Source organism: Arthrobacter cheniae (genome assembly GCF_003602275.1).
GTDB classification, from domain to species: Bacteria; Actinomycetota; Actinomycetes; order Actinomycetales; family Micrococcaceae; genus Arthrobacter_D; species Arthrobacter_D cheniae.
On the sequence record NZ_QZVT01000004.1, the window covers coordinates 86,704 to 106,613 of the forward strand.

18 protein-coding genes are annotated in these 19,910 nt (G+C 67.6%); 9 read left to right on the plus strand and 9 right to left on the minus strand.

All coding sequences use genetic code 11. The annotated features are described in order from the left end of the window. Nucleotides 1–100: 100 nt before the first annotated feature. From D6T63_RS08250 to D6T63_RS08265, 4 genes are all read right to left on the minus strand, one after another. Entirely contained in the window at nucleotides 101–1,033 is a 933-nt protein-coding gene (locus D6T63_RS08250; protein ID WP_120148544.1) for an NADP-dependent oxidoreductase, read from the minus strand. Nucleotides 1,034–1,146: 113 nt separating this feature from the next. After that, nucleotides 1,147–3,984: a phosphoenolpyruvate carboxylase gene (gene ppc / locus D6T63_RS08255; protein ID WP_235830662.1), complete on the minus strand. Its 2,838-nt coding sequence runs from the start codon at nucleotides 3,982–3,984 to the stop codon at nucleotides 1,147–1,149. Nucleotides 3,985–4,137: 153 nt separating this feature from the next. Further along, nucleotides 4,138–5,301 (minus strand): acyl-CoA dehydrogenase family protein, encoded by a 1,164-nt coding sequence (locus tag D6T63_RS08260; RefSeq protein WP_120148546.1) that lies wholly within the window; start codon nucleotides 5,299–5,301, stop codon nucleotides 4,138–4,140. 44 nt (nucleotides 5,302–5,345) lie between these two features. Then, nucleotides 5,346–6,131: a 3-hydroxyacyl-CoA dehydrogenase gene (locus D6T63_RS08265; protein WP_120148547.1), complete on the minus strand. Its 786-nt coding sequence runs from the start codon at nucleotides 6,129–6,131 to the stop codon at nucleotides 5,346–5,348. Between the two features lie 146 nt (nucleotides 6,132–6,277). On the opposite strand from D6T63_RS08265, the gene D6T63_RS08270 reads away from it, so the two are divergent. Beyond that, nucleotides 6,278–7,300: a glycoside hydrolase family 76 protein gene (locus tag D6T63_RS08270; RefSeq protein ID WP_120148548.1), complete on the plus strand. Its 1,023-nt coding sequence runs from the start codon at nucleotides 6,278–6,280 to the stop codon at nucleotides 7,298–7,300. A gap of 74 nt (nucleotides 7,301–7,374) precedes the next feature. Here the strand turns inward: D6T63_RS08270 and D6T63_RS08275 are convergent, their stop codons facing one another. After that, on the minus strand, nucleotides 7,375–7,980 hold the full coding sequence (locus tag D6T63_RS08275; protein ID WP_120148549.1) for a YdeI/OmpD-associated family protein: 606 nt from the start codon (nucleotides 7,978–7,980) through the stop codon (nucleotides 7,375–7,377). A gap of 147 nt (nucleotides 7,981–8,127) precedes the next feature. On the opposite strand from D6T63_RS08275, the gene D6T63_RS08280 reads away from it, so the two are divergent. The 5 genes from D6T63_RS08280 (at nucleotide 8,128) to D6T63_RS08300 (ending at nucleotide 12,395) form a co-directional block, all read left to right on the plus strand. Further along, nucleotides 8,128–8,841 (plus strand): VOC family protein, encoded by a 714-nt coding sequence (locus D6T63_RS08280; RefSeq protein ID WP_120148550.1) that lies wholly within the window; start codon nucleotides 8,128–8,130, stop codon nucleotides 8,839–8,841. 97 nt (nucleotides 8,842–8,938) lie between these two features. Beyond that, nucleotides 8,939–9,478: an NUDIX hydrolase family protein gene (locus D6T63_RS08285; protein WP_120148551.1), complete on the plus strand. Its 540-nt coding sequence runs from the start codon at nucleotides 8,939–8,941 to the stop codon at nucleotides 9,476–9,478. A gap of 118 nt (nucleotides 9,479–9,596) precedes the next feature. Continuing rightward, nucleotides 9,597–10,460, plus strand: coding sequence for a DUF6707 family protein (locus tag D6T63_RS08290; RefSeq protein WP_120148552.1), 864 nt, complete (start codon nucleotides 9,597–9,599; stop codon nucleotides 10,458–10,460). 30 nt (nucleotides 10,461–10,490) lie between these two features. Continuing rightward, a complete protein-coding gene (tgt, locus tag D6T63_RS08295; RefSeq protein WP_120148919.1) occupies nucleotides 10,491–11,753 on the plus strand; it encodes a tRNA guanosine(34) transglycosylase Tgt in 1,263 nt (420 codons plus the stop codon). Nucleotides 11,754–11,966: 213 nt separating this feature from the next. After that, nucleotides 11,967–12,395, plus strand: a complete 429-nt coding sequence (locus D6T63_RS08300) for a hypothetical protein (protein ID WP_120148553.1) — start codon at nucleotides 11,967–11,969, stop codon at nucleotides 12,393–12,395. Between the two features lie 279 nt (nucleotides 12,396–12,674). On the opposite strand, the gene D6T63_RS08305 is transcribed toward D6T63_RS08300, so the two are convergent. The 4 genes from D6T63_RS08305 to D6T63_RS08320 are packed head-to-tail and all read right to left on the minus strand — an operon-like array spanning nucleotide 12,675 to nucleotide 17,521. After that, nucleotides 12,675–14,300: a gluconokinase gene (locus D6T63_RS08305; RefSeq protein ID WP_220725908.1), complete on the minus strand. Its 1,626-nt coding sequence runs from the start codon at nucleotides 14,298–14,300 to the stop codon at nucleotides 12,675–12,677. Continuing rightward, nucleotides 14,297–15,316: a zinc-binding dehydrogenase gene (locus D6T63_RS08310; RefSeq protein WP_120148554.1), complete on the minus strand. Its 1,020-nt coding sequence runs from the start codon at nucleotides 15,314–15,316 to the stop codon at nucleotides 14,297–14,299. Before D6T63_RS08310 ends, D6T63_RS08305 begins: the two co-directional genes overlap by 4 nt. Nucleotides 15,317–15,368: 52 nt before the next feature. Beyond that, a complete protein-coding gene (locus D6T63_RS08315) occupies nucleotides 15,369–16,139 on the minus strand; it encodes an SDR family oxidoreductase (RefSeq protein ID WP_120148555.1) in 771 nt (256 codons plus the stop codon). Beyond that, on the minus strand, nucleotides 16,139–17,521 hold the full coding sequence (locus D6T63_RS08320) for a GntP family permease (protein WP_120148556.1): 1,383 nt from the start codon (nucleotides 17,519–17,521) through the stop codon (nucleotides 16,139–16,141). The genes D6T63_RS08315 and D6T63_RS08320 overlap by 1 nt, the downstream gene beginning before the upstream one ends. Nucleotides 17,522–17,631: 110 nt before the next feature. Between D6T63_RS08320 and D6T63_RS08325 the strand changes: the two genes are divergently transcribed. The 3 genes from D6T63_RS08325 to D6T63_RS08335 all read left to right on the plus strand — a co-directional run bounded on the left by D6T63_RS08325 (nucleotide 17,632) and on the right by D6T63_RS08335 (nucleotide 19,880). Beyond that, a complete protein-coding gene (locus D6T63_RS08325; RefSeq protein ID WP_120148557.1) occupies nucleotides 17,632–18,339 on the plus strand; it encodes a FadR/GntR family transcriptional regulator in 708 nt (235 codons plus the stop codon). Between the two features lie 192 nt (nucleotides 18,340–18,531). Next, entirely contained in the window at nucleotides 18,532–19,353 is an 822-nt protein-coding gene (gene thiD, locus D6T63_RS08330) for a bifunctional hydroxymethylpyrimidine kinase/phosphomethylpyrimidine kinase (protein ID WP_120148558.1), read from the plus strand. Continuing rightward, nucleotides 19,353–19,880, plus strand: coding sequence for a DUF6328 family protein (locus D6T63_RS08335; RefSeq protein ID WP_120148559.1), 528 nt, complete (start codon nucleotides 19,353–19,355; stop codon nucleotides 19,878–19,880). Before thiD ends, D6T63_RS08335 begins: the two co-directional genes overlap by 1 nt. The last annotated feature ends 30 nt before the right edge of the window (nucleotides 19,881–19,910 follow it).

Below are 19,910 nucleotides of genomic sequence, written 5' to 3' on the forward strand. Positions count from 1 at the left end.
GCACGACACGGCACTGCATGGAGCGGTCGAGTGCCGGCGCCGGCGGGAGGTGCAACGTCCCGCCGGCTCTTCCATGCGCGGCCCGGCCCGATGCCGGAATTCAGCCCTGCTCGCCGACGGTGACGGCGATCTTCCCGCGGACATGCCCTTCGATGCTGCTGCGGAACGCGTCAGCTGCCCGCTCGAGCGGGAAACTCTCCGCGAGGACGGGCTTCACGCTGCCGGACTCGACGAGCTCGGTGAGCGCAAGCAGGTCGGCCGGGTTCGGGCGGACGAAGATGTAGCGGCCGCCCTTGTCCTTCACCGCGGCATCGGTGACAGATGCGACGCGCTCGGGCGTCCTGAGGTGTTCCAGGGAAGCCACCCAGTCGTCCCCGCCGACGAAATCGACGACGGCGTCGAGCCCTTCGGGCGCCGCCTCGGCGATGCGGTCCGCGAGTCCTTCGCCGTAGGTCAACGGCTCGGCACCCAGGGAGCGCAGGAAGTCGTGGTTCTTCTCCGACGCCGTGGCCAGCACGCGCGCTCCCCACGCCCTCGCGATCTGGATGGCGTACGTACCGACGCCACCGGCACCGTTGTGCACCAGTACGGTGTCACCGTCGCTGACGCCGACGGCCCGCAGGGACTGGTACGCGGTGAGCCCGGCGAGCGGCATGGTGGCGGCCTCGGCCCATGAGATGTTGCTCGGCTTCCGCGCGAGTGTCCGAACGGGAGCAGCGACCTGTTCGGCGAACGTACCGAGACCCACGGTGTCCATGCGGACGTAACCGATGACCTCATCGCCGGCTTCGAACTCGACAACGGACGGTCCCGGCTGGACGACGACGCCGGCCACGTCCCAGCCCGGGATCACGGGGAAGACGGTCGGCAGGGCGCCGTCGAGGTAGCCAGCCGTGATCTTCCAGTCGACCGGATTGACCGATGCTGCGCGCACGTCGACGAGCACGGAATCGGGGCCCACCTTCGGGTCCGGTTGCTCGCCGTACTGGAGGACATCGGGATCGCCGTACGTCTCGTAAAACACTGCCTTCATGGTGCTCCTCGGGTCATCCGGCCGGGGCCGGCGCTGTTCAGCTTCCACTGGGCGGCAACCGGCACCCTGCGGCGCATATTCCGAGGCAGCCCGTGTCAGGGCCCCGGGCGGGATCAGCCGGTGTTGCGCATTCCCGCGGCGACGCCGTTGATGGTGATGAGCATGGCCCGCTGGAGCTGCACGTCGGGCTGCCCGCCGTCGGCCTCGGCACGGACGCGGCGCAGCAGCTCGACCTGCAGGTAGGAGATGGGATCGAGGTACTGGTCGCGCACGGCGAGGGATCGCTTGAGTACCGGCTGGTTGTCGAGCAGTTCGTGCTCACCCGTGAGGTGCCGGATCTCAGCGAGCGTCAGCTCGTACTCCTCGCGGATCACACCGAACAGGTGCTGCAATTCGTCCGGGACCAGTGCCTCGACATAGTGCGCAGCAATCTCCAGGTCGGTCTTCGCAAGGGTCATCTGGACGTTCGAGACGACGGTGCGGAAGAAGTGCCAGCGGCCCAGCATCTCCTCCAGCAGCCCCTCGTGGCCTGCCTCGCGGGCAGCTCGCAGACCGGATCCCACGCCGAACCAGCCGGGGACGATCTGCCGCGACTGCGTCCAGCCGAAGACCCACGGAATGGCCCGGAGACCGCCGAGCCCGCTGCCGGAATCGGGGCGCTTGGACGGCCGCGAGCCGATGTTCAGCGACCCCAGTTGCTCGACCGGCGTCGACGCGAGGAAATAGGCCGGGAGGTCTTCGTGGTCGATCAGCGAGCGGTACCGGGCGAAGGCGGCGTCGGACACGGTCTCCATGACCTCCGCCCAGCGGTCGCGATCGTCGTCGGACGTGCGGGGTGTGCGGTGCAGCGCCGAGCCCTGCATGACGGCCGCGAGGGAGAGCTCGAGGTTCTCACGGGCAAGGGCGGGCAGCGAGTACTTGTCGCTGATGACCTCGCCCTGCTCGGTGAACTTGATCTCACCCTCCAGCACGCCGTTGGGCTGGGCGAGGATCGCGTCGTACGTCGGGCCGCCACCGCGGCCCACGGAACCACCGCGGCCGTGGAACAGGCGGAGGCGGACGCCGTGTTTCGCCGCCACGTCACGCAATCGGCGCTGGCTCTTGTGGATCTCCCAGAGGCTCGTCAGCACGCCGGACTCCTTGTTGGAGTCGGAGTAGCCGAGCATGACCTCCTGCAGATCTCCACGGAGTCGCACGACCTCGCGGTAGGTCGGGTCGGACAGCAGGGTGTCCACGATCTCCGCGGAGACCCGGAGTTCGTCGACGGTTTCGAGGAGGGGTGCGAAGCCGATCTTCGCGAAGGCGCCCGAATCGAGTCTTCCGGAGCCGTTCCCGACGACGTCGACCAGGCCCGCTTCCCGGGCGAGGACCACCGGTGCGAGGACGTCGTCGGCACCGCGCGTCATCGAGACGATGTAGGTCTCGATGACGTCGGGACCGTAGGTCGTGAGCGCCGACGCGATCTCGCGGAAGACGTCGAACGTGCGCCGGGCGCCGTCGTCGAGCGGTGGATTGACTGTCGCCAACGGGCGCCGCGACGCCAGCTCGCGGGACAGGGCACGGAGACGGCCCTCGCGGTCCAGCTCGAGGTAGGGCACGTCCAACTCGCCGAGCCTGTCGGTCAATTGCGCGACGACGTCATGGTGCATGTCGGCGTGCTCGCGGATATCGAGTGTCGCAAGGTGCAGGCCGAAGGACGAGATGACGCGGGAGGCGGTGGCGAGGGCACCGTCAGCGGCGAGGCTCGCCGAGTGCTCCCGCAGTGAGTCGCCGAGGAGCTGCAGATCGGTCAGCACCTGCGCGGTATCGCTGTAGTCGCGGCCCGGCTCGTGCGCCGTCTGGTGCTGCACGCGGGCCGCCGTGTTGAGCAGCTTCGCCTTCACGCAGGTCAGCTTCAGCCGGTACGGCTCCTGCGCATTGAGTTCGAGCACGCGTTTGTCCAGCCGCGGGAGGTTTGCGAGGTCGCGTTCGATCGATGCCGTCAGTTCCTCGGACGCCCCGACGATCGCCGTGGAGGAGGAAAGCGAAGAGATGAGCTTGTCGATGAAGTGGATGGCAATCCGAACGGCCTGCTGGTTCTGGATCTGGAGGATCTCGCGGGTCACTGCAGCCGTGACATTCGGGTTGCCGTCGCGGTCACCGCCGATCCAGGAACCGAACTTCAGGGGTGCTCCTGCGGCAGGCAGTGCGACACCATGCTCTGCCAGGAGGTCCGAGAGGTCCTCGAGCAACTCGGGCATCGTCGTGGTGAGGATGTCGCCGAGGTAGTAGATGGCATTGCGGGCCTCATCGATCGGCGTGGGCCGCACCTGCCGCAACTCGTCCGTCTGCCAGATCAGGTCGATCACTTCTGCCAGCCGGCGGTCCTGCCGTCGTCGTTGCTGCGAGCCCTCGGCAGTCGAGTCGGCGAGGACGTCGGAGAGCCTCCGGAGCTTGTCCAGCACGGAGCGGCGCGACGCTTCGGTGGGATGCGCCGTGAACACGGGGCGGACGTCTAGCTCCTGCACGACGGCGGACAGCGCCTCGGGTCCGGCGTCGGAAGCGATGCGCGAGACCGTCTGCGCGAGCCAGCCGTGCTCCTCGGACCGCGTCCGGAGTCCCCGCACCCGGTGGACCTGCTCTGCGGCATTGGCGAGGTGGAAGTAGGCGGCGAAGGCCCGCACCAGCTCGGTGGCCTGACCGATAGGAAGCGCAGCGAGCAGTTCCCGTACCTGCCCGGCGAGCGCGGCCCGCTCGCCGGCGTCCTTCACCGTGCCCGACTCCTTCGACTGCTTCGTGAGCAGGCGCACGCGCTCCACCAGATCGAGCAGGTCCTGGCCATGCTGACGGACCAGCGACTCGCCCAGCAGCGTGCTGACGCGGCGCACGTCGGCGCGGAGGTCGGAACTGAGGTCGCCGGCCGCCCCACTGAACGGGTCGGCGGCGAGCACGGGGGATACATCGAGGGGCACTGTCACGACAGCCTGCTTTCAGGGCACGGAAAACGAGGCGTATACGGCACTGGATACGACGGATTGCTGTTGGGATCCTACCCAGTAACGTGGCGCACGCCTCACTTCGTCCGTCATGTGAACGTCCCGCTGCCCGTCGCCGGCCCACGAACGTCAGGCGAAAGCCGAGATCCCCGTCAGCGCCCTGCCCACGATCAAGCTGTTGATCTCGTAGGCGCCCTCGTAGGTGTAGACGGCCTCGGCATCGGCGAAGATCTTCGCCATGCGGAAGTCCGTCACGATCCCGTTGCCGCCGAGGATTCCCCGCCCCAGCGCCACCGTCTCCCGCATGCGCCCCGTGGTGAAGGACTTGGCGAAGGCCGCCTGCGGCATGTCTGCCGCGCCCTCCTCTCGCAGGTGCGCGACACGCGCCATGACGGCCAGGCTCGCCGTCGTGTTGCCCATCATCGTGACGAGCTGGTCCTGCACCAGCTGGAACCCGGCGATCGGCCTGCCGAACTGGTGGCGCTCGACGGCGTACTGCCGAGCGACGTCGAACGCGGCCAGCTGCTGGCCCACGGCCTGCCACCCGACGAGGATGCGCGATCCCAGCAGGAGCTGCCGGGTGTCGTTGAAGGAATCGATCCCGGCGAAGCGATCAGTCTCCGCGATCCGCACATCGGTCAGCGTGATGTCGGCGTTCTGCACCGTGCGCAGGGCGATCTTGTGGGCGATGGCCGTGCGGGTGACACCCGGCAGCGTGGCATCGAGGATGAAGCCGCGTACTCCCCCGGTCTCCGTGTCCCGCGCCCACAAGAGCATGTAGTCACAGAAGGTGCCGTTGCCGATCCAGCGCTTGGCGCCGTTGATGATCCAGGTGTCGCCGTCGCGCGTGGCCGTCGTCTCCATGCCGCCGGCGACGTCGGACCCGTGCAGCGGCTCGGTGAGTGCGAAGGCCCCGGTGATCTTGAGGTCCATGGCGTCCTGCAGCAGCCTGGTCTTCTGGTTCTCGCTTCCGAAGGTGTGGAGCGCCTCGACGAAGAGGTCGTGGTGCACCATGAAGAACGTGGCGATGGAGGTGTCGGCCCGCGTCAGCTCGGCGATCACCAGTCCGCTGAACAGGTGGCTGTAGCCCTGCTGCACGGGCGTGCTGAGGCCCAGCCCGGCGAGCTTCGGGAGGATCTTGTGGGGGAACTCGGCGCGGTTCCACCACTCGGTGGCGCATGGCGCCACCTCCTTGGCGAGGAAGTCACGGACGTCCTGCAGTTTCTCCCGCTCGTGGCTCGCGAGCAGGCCCTCGAACCCGAGGAAATCGGCGGTGGGCAGTTGGCTCGTCATCGAGCCGTCCTTTCGGTTGAGACCGGGCGTTGTTCGGATGCGCTCTACTTCGGCGCCATGCGGATGGCTCCGTCGAGGCGGATGGTTTCGCCGTTGAGCATCTGGTTCTCCACGATGTGCGCGGCGAGCGCGGCGTACTCGACCGGCTTGCCGAGGCGCGAGGGGTGGGGGACCTGCGCGCCGAGGGAGTCCTGGGCGTCCTGTGGCAGACCGGCCATCATCGGTGTCTCGAAGATGCCGGGCGCGATCGTGACCACGCGGATGAGTGACCGGGCGAGTTCACGGGCGATAGGGAGGGTCATTGCTGCGACTCCACCCTTGGAGGCTGCATAGGCGGGTTGCCCGACCTGCCCGTCGAACGCCGCCACGGATGCCGTGTTGATGATGACGCCGCGCTCGTCGGAGCCGCCGAGCCCGGAGACCGTGGGAGTGAGGGCCATCGCCTCGGCGGCGAGCCTGATGACATTGAAGGTACCCACGAGGTTGACGGTGATGACACGGGTGAACTGCTCGAGCGGCAGGACCCCGTCGCGGCCCAGCACTTTGCCCGGCGTCGCGATACCGGCACAGTTGACGACGATCCTCAGCGGACCGAGCTCCGATGCCGCGTCGACGGCGGCGCGCACCTGCGCGGGGTCGGCGACGTCGGCGGCGACGAACCGCACGCGCCCGCCCGACGGGTCGAGCCCGGTTGCGGCGTCCAGGCCGGCGGACTGCGGGAGGTCGACGAGCACCACGGACGCGCCGTCGTCGTACAGCCGGCGGGCCGTGGCCAGCCCGAGGCCCGAGGCGCCACCGGTGACGAGGGCTACCGCTCCCCTGATGTCCATCCCTGATTCCTCCGGTTCGACAGGAACCGCTGTTGGTCCCGTACCGCGCCCAGCGTACTGTGACGTGGCCCACTGCGCACCCGGCGAGTGATGTACTGAGCATCCTGCGCAGTCCCACGAGAGACCGGCGTGGCTAGGGTGGTCACATGCCCATCCCCGACGAGGCCGCTCCCGTTGCGGCAGCCAGCGTGCGGCAGCTCTTCGCCCGCCGCAGCCTGCGCGTCCCCGGGACACGCCTCGGAGCTATCGCCTTCCCGCCGCCGACCAGTCCCCGGAGCCACTGGCACTACTGGTGGCAGGCGCACTTCCTCGACTGCCTCCTCGACGAGCACCTCCGCGATCCCGGCGGAGACGCATTGACCGAAGCCCGGAAGCTGGTCCGCGGCATCTGGCTGCGCAACGGCGGCCGGTGGCGCAACGCCTACTACGACGACATGGCGTGGCTGGCCCTGGCCCTGCAGCGACTCGACACGGTCGACGGACGACGACGACCGCGCCGTGGCGTCCGGAATCTCGCCGGCGCCCTCCGCTCGGCACACACGCAGGATCTGGGCGGTGGCGTCTTCTGGAACACCACGCGGGATTACAAGAACACGCCGAGCACGGCTCCCGCCGCGCTGTTCTTCGCCCGGGCGGGCGACACCGCCCGGGCACAGGAGCTTCTCGACTGGCTCCGGGCTCGCCTGTACGACCAGGACAGCGGCCTCTATCTCGACGGCGTGAAAGCCGACGGCCGGGTGGAGCGGTCGCTCCACACCTACAACCAGGGCACGGTGCTGGGCGCGCTGGTCGCCGTCGGGAGCAGGGAGAACCTCCAGCACGCAGCCGATCTCGTGGAGGCCGTAGCCCGCGAAGTTGCCGGCGACGGCGGCGTGCTGCCACTCGGCGCAGGCGGTGATGCAGGGCTCTTCACGGGGATCCTCGCACGCTATCTCGCACAGGTGTCCCTGGCGGGCGTCGGACCGGTAGCCTCGCAGCTGGCCCGCTCCCTGCTGGACGCCACGGCCAACCACCTCTGGTCGGGCCGCCTGCAGGTGCAGGGCAGGGAATTCCTCTTCCCACCGCGACAGGAACGCACACCCGTCAGCCTGTCCTCCCAGCTTCAGGCCTGGATGGTTTTGGAAGCCCAGCGGGTGTCGCGGACGCCGGAAGGGCGCGGGGAGGACTGAGTAGGGGTAGCGCGTCCAGGCGTCGACCACCCGTCGAAGGGGCTCGAAGAGATGTAGGTCCCGGTCCTGCGGGTTCACTTCCCGGATTCCTGCTTTCTTGCACCCTGCGGGTAGAACGTCTCGCCGCGCGCGAGCATGTCAACGAATTTGGCGATGTTCCGCTCCCTGGCCACCTGCGTCTTCAGCTGTCCCAACCGGAAGATCAGCGCGTAGCGGTTCTGGGAGGTGAGGGTATCGAACATGGCGGATGCGGCGTCGTCAGAGCCGATGGCTGCCATCAGGTCCGCCGGGACCTCCGCGGTGGCCGGTCCGGCGTAGGCCCGCTCCCACCTGCCGTCGGCCTGCGCGGCGGCGACCGCCCGCTCCCCCGCCTCGCGCATGCGACCCTCGGTGCGCAGCCGGTCCACGTAGGTCTGGTTCCGGACGGACCAGATGCTCCGGGGGCCGCGCGGCGTGAAGCGCTGGAAGTAGCTGCCCTCGTCGCGGGACTTCGCCTGGCCGTCGATCCAGCCGAAACACAGGGCCTCGTCGAGCGCCTGCGCGTAGGTGAGCAGCGTCGTCGCCCCTCCCTTCTTGTGCTCGATCAGCCAGACGCCCGGTGAGGATGCGTGGTTCTCCTCCAGCCAGTGGCGCCAGGTAGTGGCATCGGGCAGCAGGAGCTCTGGAAGTTCGGCCTTCATGCGCCTACCCTAGACCGCGCGTGTCCGCGCGTGAACCGAGGTGCCGGCTATGGCCCTCATGATTGAGGTCGGGTCGACCAGACGACCAGAGCCTCAGCCTGTGCGCGTTCGGCGAGCAGGAATTACGCGCTACCTCAAGGAGAATCGGTGCTCCGCGTCCGACCCCTCATCCACACGTCCGACATCTACGGCTCGGCCCGCTTCCTGCAGGCACTCGGACTACACCCAGCGAAGGATCCGGCGCCGGGCGCATCCTCCGCCGTCTTCGACGCCGGAAGTGGCAGGGTTGCCCTGCGCTCCTGTGCGCCGGGCAGCGTGGAGGAGGGTAGGACGGCGCTCGCCTTCGACGTCGCGGACGTGCGCGGGTTCGCCCGTCGGACCACCGAGGCCGGAACCGCCGTCGAGCTGTCCGAAGAGGACCACGGGCCGGCAGCCCGGGTGACCTCACCGGACGGCATGTCCCTCCTCGCAGGCGCAGGTCCACGCGAGACGGGGGCGCCGCCGTCGGCGCTGGCCGTGCTGGCCCTCTGGTACACGCCCGACGTCGAAGCTGCCGCGGGTGTGCTGAAGGACATGGGCGCGAAGCCTCGGATCAGCTCCGATGCCGGTACCTCGCATCACTTCAAGGCGAAGAACGGCGGAGTGGTCGCTACCCATGTGGGGGAGGTCGTCGCGACAGAACTTGCCTTCGAGTACGACGGTGATGTTCGGGACCTGGTGCCCGCGCTCACGGCCGGCGGGTTCGAGCCCGTGGTGGTCGATAGGAACTGCGGGCTGTCGCTCCGCGTCGGCGCTCCGTGGGGCGCAGACGTGCGGGTCGACGAGTGGCGGCAGGACGTCCACGGTCCTGCCGTGCGCTGACAACACTGTTGCGCCATACTTCGCCCCGGATTCAGCCACGGGCCGAAGAACCGCGCGCCGCCCGTGCCCGGGCTTGGGTCTGCTATAGAACTGGGTTATGAACGTACGCACCCCTGACCCCAATCCGGGCTGGCTCTCCGAAGATGACCTGTACGAGGCCCGCCGCCGCCTGCCCATGGTCTACGTGGAGGCGATTCCCGTGCGGTGCGACGCCCTGGGCTACGTCAACGAGGTGGGACTCCTCCTGCAGGCGAATGAACAGGGCGAGATGGTGCGCACCTTCGTGTCCGGCCGCGTGATGTACCGGGAGACGATCCGGGCCGCGCTCCTGCGTCACCTCGAGAAGGACCTGGGACCGCTCGCGCTGCCGCAACTGGCGCCGTCGCCCCTGCCCTTCACTATTGCCGAGTACTTCCCGTCCCCTTCCGAGACCGGACTGACGGATGACCGCCAGCACGCCGTCGCCCTCGCGTACCTCATCCCGGTGACGGGTGAGTGCAGTCCGCGCCAGGACGCACTCGAGTTATCGTGGCTGACGCCCGCCGAGACGCTCAGCCCGTCGATCCAGGCTGAATTCTCCGGTGGCCGAGCCGACCTGCTGCGTCAGGCCCTCGCCCATGCAGGCTGGGGCCGCTAGCGTCGACAGGGCACCCGGCGGGCCCGCGTTACCGTATCGTGATACGGGCGTTGGGGCGCAGGTGATCATCCAGGGGCTACTGGCAGAGGTTGGCACGACGTACATGATGGTGAACAGGATGGACAGGACCGGGCTGCGTGCAGTTCCGGCAGAGGTGCTTGCGGTGGGTGACATGCTGGCGCTGCCCGACGGCGGGGAGCCGGCGGAGGTGTCGGCCGTCGTGGTCGAGAACGACGACTTCGGAGTGCCTGCACTCGTCGTCGCGACAATTGCGGGCGAACGACGCATCAGGTTGGCGACCGGCTCCATGGCCTACCTCGAACCGGCCGACGCCGAACTCGGGCTCTCCGCCGTCGCGGCCGACCACGGATCTCCGGAAGAGCTGATAGCGCAGATCGCCCAGGCGCACCCCGAGAGCCAGGCAATCCAGGGCGTCGCCGCCCGCCTCGCCCGCGGCATCAACCTCAAGGCCGGAAGCAACCTCCAGGACCTGCACCAGTTCGCCCTCACCCTCCTCATCGACGAGGGCGACACCGCCTCTGCATTGTCTGTCGCCGACCTTCTGGCGCAACTGCCCTTCGACGGGAATTTCGGCAGGTGGAAGTGGATCGAGGGAGGGCTCGCGATCGCCGCCTACCTGACGCGGCATGACGACGCGCGGTCGGCCCGCTACTCGGCCGCCATTCGCGCTGCCGAGGACGCCGAGACGGATCCCCTGCGTGCCAAGACTGCGGCTATGTACCGACAGCGCCAGCTCAACGAGCCCAACGTGTACGACCCGGAGATCCTGCGCGCCTCCACGGCCGGCAAGACCGACGTCGAACGGGACTGGCGCGTCCTGCGTATCGGCGTGCTGCTCTACCTTCGTGCCCATGGCGGCTCGAAAACCCTGAGCCGAGACGTTCTCGAGCGCCGGATCGCGGCGGAGCTGGCCGCCGTCGGAGCGCTCGACGCCCAGCTCGCGAAGCGCCCGCCGTCCTGACGCCCTGCCGCGGGCTGGCAAAATAGGGTGGTGCATCCACAGTCCCAGCAGTCCTCGTTCTCCTTCGCCGTCCATAGCCGCCTGGAGGACACGACGCCGGGAGCCGGGGGCCCGGGGCCACGGCATGGACGTACCGGCACGATAACCACCCCGCACGGCGAGATCCGCACCCCCGCCTTCATCCCGGTCGGCACCAAGGCTTCGGTGAAGGCCGTCCTGCCCGGTGCGATGGCTGAGCTCGGTGCCCAGGCGCTCCTCGCCAACGCCTACCACCTCTACCTGCAGCCCGGCGCCGATGTCCTCGACGAGGCCGGCGGACTCGGTGCCTTCATGAACTGGCCCGGCCCCACCTTCACGGACTCCGGCGGCTTCCAGGTGATGAGCCTCGGCTCCGGCTTCAAGAAGGTCATCACCATGAACGTGCCCGTCGACGCCGACAAGGAGGGCGCCGACGACCGCGTGGCCGTCGGCAAGGAGCGCCTCGCCCACATCGACGACGACGGCGTCTGGTTCAAATCCCACCTCAACGGCGACCGCCACCGCTTCACGCCCGAAATCTCGATGCAGGTACAGCACCAGCTCGGTGCGGACATCATGTTCGCCTTCGACGAGCTCACCACCCTGATGAACTCCCGCGGCTACCAGGAGGAGTCCCTGGAGCGGACGCGGCTATGGGCCCTGCGGTGCATCGCCGAGCATGAGCGCCTGACCGACGAGCGCAGCCACCGTCCCTATCAGGCCCTGTTCGGCGTCATCCAGGGCGCACAGTACGAGGACCTCAGGCGGAAGGCATCGGCCGATCTCGGCGCGATGGACTTCGACGGCTTCGGCATCGGCGGAGCGCTCGAGAAGGAGAACCTGGGGACGATTCTCGGCTGGTGCAGCGACGAGCTGCCGGAGAACAAGCCCCGGCACCTGCTCGGAATCTCGGAACCGGATGACCTCTTCACGGGCATCGAGAACGGGGCCGACACCTTCGACTGCGTCTCCCCCACACGCGTGGCCCGGAACTCGGCCTTCTACACGCCGGACGGTCGGTGGAACCTCTCGAATGCGCGCTTCAAACGGGACTTCACGCCGCTCGTCGAGGGCTGCGACTGCTACACCTGCACGCACTACACCCGGGCCTACATCCACCACCTGTTCAAAGCCAAGGAGATGGTGTCCGCGACGCTCATCTCCATCCACAATGAGCGCTTCGTGGTGCGCATGGTCGACGACGCCCGGGCCGCCATCGACGATGGCACCTTCTACGATCTGAAGGCCGAGGTACTGGGGCGCTACTACGCCTGAGCGCGAACCACCTCGCGCCTCCGGCTGCCGGACTACACTCCCTGGTACGTGTTCGAAGGAGAACCATGCCCGCGCCGACAGCCAAGAGGGACGCTACCCCCCGAGCTGCTGGTCCCTACCGCGCCACTGATCCAGAGGCTCGGAGTCCTGTCCCGCCGGCCCGTCGTGAGAAAATCGGCCTGACTACCTCCGGCCCATCCGGAGGACACGGCAGTGAGCGCTGACCGCATGACTCCGGACGACGTCGAACCGCCGCCACCGCGCCACCACGTGACCTTCGGAGTCGGCGCCGTGGTGGTCGCCTTCCTGGTGGGTGTCGTCACCCTCGCCCTGATCTTCGCGCTCCCTTGGGGCTCGGGCGCTTTCGGGGTCTTCGTCGTGGCTCTCTGGTACGGCCTCGGCATCGGACTGGTCACGGGGCTGCCACTCGGCGTCGTCATAGGACTCCTGCTGCGGCCTGTCCGCAACCAGTGGATCCACATCGGGATCTTCTTCGCGGTGTTCGCCGCAGCGGCCTTCACCATCGCAGCACTGCTCTCTCCATCCATCGCACTCGCGGACAGCCTCCCCACCGCCCTCATCATCGGAGGCGTGGGCGCCCTCGCCCGGGCCAGTGTCTGGAAACTGGTCCGCGTGCAATGAGCATCTCCTCAGATCCCCGCCGACCGCCGGAGTCACCGCGGCCTTCGAGCGAAGGCTCGAGGGGTGTCGTGGTGGATTGATCCGCGCTTCCGCTGGCAGGCGTCTCCATCAGACAGGAGACATCGCCAAGGTGACACCACGATTGCCAGCGGTATCAAAACGTCGCCGACGAAACGCAGCCGCCTCCCTCCCCAAGGGCGGCAGTCCCTGCGATTCGCCAGGGTGTTCTCCGACTTTCAGGGCGAGGCGAGGAGAGCGATAGGCAGCCTCGGAGAGGTCTTATCGAGCGGTGTTGCCTTCTGCTGAAGGATCGGCCGTGGTTCTTCCTTCGCCCAGGTCAAGGTCGATAGGGAGTGACGGTGCGAGCCGTCGCAGGGACGTGAACGTGGGCACGAGGGCGTTGTACAGCTCGGCAAACACCGGCAGCAGGGAGGCGTACACCGCGGCGGCTGCCGGCTGCGGTCGCACCGTCTGCTCGATCTTCACCATGTCGACGACGACGTCGATCGAGTCGATGAGGCCCAGGGCCTCCATGCCGAGCAGCGCCGCACCGAAGCCGGAGCCCTCCTGCCCGTGCGCGAATTCGATCGGCATGCCGAACGTGTCAGCGAGAAGCTGTCGCCACAGCGGGCTGCGCATGACGCCCCCTGTGGCCCTGATGCTATGGACCTCGAGTCCAGCGGCACGCATGGAATGCAACACCAGCGCCAGCTGGAGACAGACTCCTTCGAGCGCGGCCCGGACCAGGTGCTCGCGACGATGTGCTCGGGTAAGACCCACATAGGCGCCACGTGGAAGTGAGCTCCAGTGCGGAGCCCGCTCGCTCAGCAGGTAGGGCAGCATCAGCAGCCCTCCGGAACCGGGTGCGACCCTTGCTGCCAGGGCCAGTAGCTCTTCCTCCGCCGGTTCGGCCAGGTCCGGGGCGATTGCGTCCCCCGCCCACCCGAGCACCACCCCACCGTTGTTGATGGCACCACCGACCACCCACCGGGTGGACGTGAGTGCGTAGCAGAACACGCCGCCGAGCGGATCAACCGCAGGCCGGTCGACTGCTACGCGTAGGGCCCCGCTGGTCCCGATCGAGCAGGCAGCCACGCCGGGGCGCACCGCACCCACCCCTAGATTCGCCAGTGGCCCATCTGCGGCACCGACGACCACCGGCGTCGCGCGGGGAAGGCCCATTGCGGCAGCGGCGTCGTCGGTGAGCGCGGGCAACACGGTTGTGGTCGGCACGATCTCCGGTAATTGCTCAGGCTGGACACCTGCGATCCTAAGTGCTTCCTCATCCCATGCCAGCGTGTTCATATTCATCAGGCCGGTCGCCGAGGCGATGGAATGATCTACCACCAGCGCGCCGCAGAGTTGCAGGAGCACGAATTCCTTGATGCCGACCCAGAATCCGATCTTTTCACACAGCTTCGGCTCCTGCTCGCGGAACCAGACGAGCTTGGGAAGCGGGGACATCGGATGCATGGGCGTGCCCGTGCGCCGGTGCAGGGCCAGCCCGCCGACCGAAGCACGCAGGCGCTCGGCTTGCACGCGGGCCCGCGTGTCGGCCCACGTGATGACCTCGGTGAGCGGGGTACCGGCCGGGGAAAGACCGATGAGACTGTGCATGGCCGAGCTGAAGGAGATGCCGGCAACTCGATGCGCCCCCACCTGGGACACGACCTCGCGCACAGACTCGAGCACTGCGGCCAGGATGAGCTGCGGGTCCTGGACTGCGTGCCCAGGATGAGGCTCGTCCAACGGGTAGCCCGCCGAATGCGACGCCTCCAGCGTGCCATCGGTCCGGAAGGCAACAGCCTTGGTGTTGGTCGTGCCCAGGTCGACGCCGATCACGACCAGCTCCGTCGAAGCTGACTCCGGCTGAGCTTCGCTCGCGGCGGCTGGAGGCGTGCTCACGATTCACCGTGCCAGAGGGAGATGACGACCTTGCCGGAGGTCGCGGAATCCTTTGCGACCGCGAATGCCTCGACCGCCCGGTCGGCTGGCAGCTCGTGGGTGATCACGTCCTCGATTGCCGGATTCTCATCGAGCAGCTCGATCGCGCGGTCGATCTCGTCGTTGAATCGGAAGGCCCCCCGAAGCTGGAGTTCCTTCGAGATCAGCGGAGCGAGGTTGATCCCGCGGGGCTCGTTCGGAACCATCCCTACCTGCACGACGATGCCCGCCCGACGAGCGGCCAGCAGAGCTGCATTGACGGCGGCATGGACGCCGGAACACTCCAACACGACATCGAATGCCGCTGCGGGGATTTCTTCGGCCCCGACCTGGACAGTGCCGTGCACGCCGAGCCGCCGAGCGCGCTCCAGCGGTCCGGCGAGCACATCCGTGGAGGTCACCTCAGCTGCCCCCTCAGCCAGGCAGGCGGCTGCGGTGAGGAGGCCGATAGGTCCTGATCCGGACACGAGGACCCGCTTGCCCTGAACTCCACCAGCCACCGTGATCCCGTGCAGTCCCACGCCCAACGGCTCGGCGAGGGCTGCTCGTCGCAGCGACAGCCCGGCGGGAAGAGTGCGAACCATGTCCTTGTCGACGATGAGGAACTCGCTCATCCCCCCCTGGGTGTGTGGCTGGGTCGACGCGCTACCGAGGTAGGCGCCCCCGGGCCACAGGTGGCGGCGGTCTTCGATGCCCGGCTCAGGCTTCCCGAAGGTCGCAGGGTGCACAGTCACCGGAGTACCGGGGGCAAGGTCTCCGGACGGATCCACATCCACGGAGCCCGACACCTCGTGGCCCGGCACGAGTGGTTCACGCACAACGTACTCTCCGTTGGCGCCCTCGTTGTAGTAGTGGAGGTCGGACCCGCAGATGCCCCCATAGGCCATCCGGAGTCGGACCTGCCCCGGACCGGGCTCGGGTGTGGGCAATTCGGTCTCAACGAGATCGAGCCTCCCATTGATGACGAGTGCTCTCATGTCGACCAACCTTTCACTTTCACTCGGGCGATCGCAGCCGCCGTCGGTTTCATCAGACGACGGACGTCATGCCGCCATCGACGAAGATGTTCTGGCCGGACACGAAGGACGACGCGTCGGAGGCCAGGTAGATGAGGGTCCCGAGGAGCTCCTCGAACTTCCCCCACCTTTGAGCAGGGGTGCGATTGATGACCCATGCGTTGAATGCTTCGTCCTCGACCAGCGCGCGGTTCATCTCGGTCGCGAAGTAGCCAGGAGAGATCGTGTTGACCTGGATGTTGAAGCGGGCAAGATCGGCGGCCATGCCCTTGGTGAGCATGGCCACGGCACCCTTGGTCGCCGAGTACGGCGCGATGGTCTGCCGGGCGAGCATCGACTGGACCGAGCCGATGTTGATGACCTTGCCCGAGCCGCGCTCTGCCATCGCCCGCGTGACCGGCTGGGAGACGTAGAAGACGCTCGACATGTTCGTCGTGACGATGTCGTCCCAGTCGGCCACGTTGAAGTCGTTGAACGGTGCCCGCCGCTGGATGCCTGCGTTATTGACGAGGATGTCCGGCACGCCATGCTCCGCGACGAGCGCGGCGATACCCCGCGCCGCCGCGCCCGCGTCCGTGACGTCGAAGGTCGACGTCGCCGGCATCCGACCCGTCGCATCGCCGATGCTGTCTGCGGCACGCGCCACAGCCGCTACGTCACGTCCGTGCACCACCACGCGGGCTCCAGCGTTCGCCAGACCGGTCGCGAGAGCGTGACCCAGTCCCCGGGAAGAACCGGTGACCAGTGCAAGCCGATCTGTGAGATCGAAGAGGGCCGGTGTCATCAGCCGAGCCAGAAGACGACGAGGGTCAGTGCGAATCCGCCCACGGATTCGAGCGACTGCTGAACGGTCCAGGTCTTGAGCGTGGTCTTCACGTCCATCCCCATGAGCCGGCCGACAAGCCAGAAGCCGGAGTCATTGACGTGGCTGGCGAACACGGATCCGGCTGCGCTGGCGAGCGTGATGGCGACGATTTCGAGGGGACTGAATCCGCCGGCCAGCACGGCGGGAGCCATGAGTCCGGCCGTGGTGACCAGTGCCACCGTTGCCGAGCCCTGCGCGACGCGGAGGATGACGGCGATGACGTATGCCGCGAGGATGATCGGCAGGCCGATGGAGGCCAGGGAGTCCGAGAGGGCGTCGCCGATACCGGAGGCACGAAGCACCCCACCGAACATCCCGCCTGCGCCGGTGATGAGGATGACGGAGCAGACCGGGCCCAGAGCGGAGTCGAGCACCTTTTCCAGGGCCGTGCCGTTCTCGCCCCGCCGGTGACCCAGAACCGCGGTCGCGACGAGAACGGAGATCAGCAACGCGACCGGGGACGAACCGATGGCAGTCAGGACCTGCACCCAGGTCTGCTCCTCGGCGTTGACGACGCCTGCGGCGTTGAGGAAGTCGAGGCCTGTGTTCATGAAGATGAGGACCAGCGGCAGCAACAGCATGGCGATTACGGTGGAGAACTTGGGCGGGTTGGTCGGCTGGTCGTCATCGAGCGTGCCGAACAGTGCTGGGACCGGGAGGATGTATTTGGTGGCGACGAACTTGCCCCACATGTAGCCCGTGACGTACCAGACCGGGAAGGCGATCAGCAGGCCGATGAGGAGCACGAGCCCGAGGTTGGCGCCATAGAGCTCGGTTGCTGCGACCGGGCCGGGATGTGGCGGCACGAAGACGTGCATCACCGAGAAGGCGGTTGCGGCGGGAATGCCGTACAGCAGCACGTTCGTGCCACCCATGCGGCGGGCGACGGCGAAGATGATGGGCAGCATCACGATCAGGCCCGCGTCGAAGAAGATCGGGAAGCCCATGAGCAATGAGGCGAGTCCGAGGGCGAACGGTGCACGCCGTTCGCCGAAGACGTCGACCAGCTTGTCCGCGAGGACCCGGGCACCACCGCTGTGCTCGATCATCTTGCCCAGCATCGCTCCGAGCCCGATCAGCAGGGCCACCGAACCGAGGGTCGTGCCGAAGCTGGTCACCAAGGTGGTGACAATCTCGCCCGTCGGGATCCCGGTTGCGAACGCGGTCACGAGTGACACGAGGACGAGGGTGAGGAACGCGTGCACCTTGAATCGAATGACCAGGATGAGGATCAGGGCGATAGCGCCGGCCGCGATACCCAGCAGGGGCCCCGCGCCTAATGTTTGGGTCCAGGTTTCCACAGAACTCTCCATCGATGTTCAGGCCCATAGGGGCAATTTCGCATTTGAAGCGATAGTGTGTCACAAAGATCACATTTATAGCAAGAAAGATCACACCTTTGAGTCGCAGCATGCCAAACCTGTCACCCGCTCCGGTGCTGCACAATTCCATCCTCGAACGACTCGGCACGGAGATCGTCCAGGGCGTCCGGCCGGCGGGCAGCGTGATCACGCTCGCCCAGCTGGAGGACGAGGCCGGGGTCTCCCGAACGGTGATCCGCGAAGTCGTACGGATTCTCGAATCGATGGGCATGGTCGAATCCCGGCGGCGAGTCGGTGTGACCGTACTCCCCGCCACGTCGTGGAGCGTCCTGGACCCCCAGTTGATTCGCTGGCGGCTGACCGGAGCGGAACGGCTGGCTCAACTGCACCGGCTGACCGAGATGCGGCTCGCCCTCGAGCCGACTGCCGCCCGCCTCGCCGCGCGCCGGGCGACGGCTGAAGTAGGAATTGAGTTGCTGGACCTTGCGAGTCGCCTGCGCATCCTCGGCGAGGCCGGCCGAGGCCACGAGCAGCCCTACCTCGAGACCGACATCGCCTTTCACGCACTACTTCTCGCCGCAAGCGGCAATGACATGATCGCCTCCCTCCACGGAATCGTGACGGAGGTGCTGGCAAGCCGCACCGATCTGGGCCTCTCACCTGCACACCCGGTCGCGGTCGCGTTCGACAACCATGAAGGAGTGGCCCGCGCCATCATGAGCCGGGATGAGAACCTGGCGGAGCAGTACGCGCGGGCAGTAGTGATGGAAGTCTGGCAGGAACTCAGCGACCTCTGATCCAGCGAGAAGTGCCGACTCGCTCAGGCACGAGGACGACCGCTGCAGCGCAGCCATCCCGTTCTGCGCGAGCTCGCCGACCCTCGGGCTGTTCGCTCCGCCGTCGACTACCTCACACCGAGCGCGATGCTCCATCGGATCCCCGCGCCGGAGGGAGTGGAAGCTCCCGCGCCGCTCGGGCACACTAGGGAAATGTCCCCTACCCAGACGTCCTCGCCCCCCGCCATCACCCTGACCATTGCCGGCTCCGAGGCGACGGGCGGCGCCGGCGCGCAGGCCGACCTCAGGACGTTCCAGGAACTCGGCGTCTACGGCATCGTGGCGCTGACATGCATCGTCTCGTTCGACCCGGAGAACGAGTGGCAGCACCGCTTCGTACCGGTCGAGCAGCAGGTCATCGCCGATCAGCTCGAGGCCATCCAGTCCTGCTACCCGCTCCGCACGGTCAAGCTCGGGATGCTGGGTACGCCTGCGACGATCGACACGGTGGCGGCCGCCCTGAAAAGCCAGGAGTGGGACAACGTGGTCCTTGATCCGGTGCTCATCTGCAAGGGCCAGGAGCCCGGCGCCGCGCTCGACACCGACCAGGCACTCAAGGCGAACATCCTGCCGCTGGCCACCTTCGTCACCCCCAACCACTTCGAGGCCGAGTCGCTCTCCGGCATCACCATCGAGAACATCGAGGACCTGAAGGAAGCCGCCCGCATCATCCACCGCGAGAGCGGCGCCGTCGTGCTCGCCAAGGGCGGCGTGCGCATCGAGGGCCCCGACGCCGTCGACGTCTATTTCGATGGCGAGACCCTCGAGGTCCTGTCCGCCCCCAAGGTCGGCGACGTCGCCGTCAGTGGCGCCGGCTGCACGCTCGCCGCGGCCATCGCCGCAGAACTCGCAAAGGGTGCGGCACCGCTCGACGCCGCCCGCACCGCCAAAACCTTCGTCACCGAGGGGATCCGCGACCGGGTCGCGTCCAATGCCCCGTTCGACGCCGTCTGGCAAGGCGGCGCGCACGCATAGTGGCAAGCCGTCGGCGGGGCCATGACAGACCCGGAGTAAGCAGTCCGGCGGACGACGACGGACGTGGCGAGAGCATCAACCAACGCCTCGACCGGAACTGGCAGGAGATGCTGCAGGAGCTGCGCGTCATGCAGACGGGCATCCAGATCCTGACGGGCTTCCTGCTGACGCTGCCGTTCCAGAGCCGCTTCACCGAACTCGACGACGTCCAGGTGGCCGTCTATCTCTGCCTGGTGTGCCTGTCGGCCCTGATCACGGCCCTGGTCCTGACCTCGGTCAACCTGCACCGTGTCCTGTTCGGGCTGCGGGTGAAGGCCACACTCGTCCGGCATACAGGGGCGATGATCCGTACGACGATCGCCCTCGTGGGACTGGTCCTCGCGGGCACGGCCTGGCTCATTTTCGACCTCGTGCTGAACCGGGCCGCAGGGCTCACGGTCGCGGGATCCGTCCTGGTCCTGGTGCTTCTCCTCTGGGTCGCCTACCCGCTGGCCGTCCGCCGTCGGGCACTCCGGCAGCGCAGCTGACGACAGCGGACCTGACGACGGAACGCATCA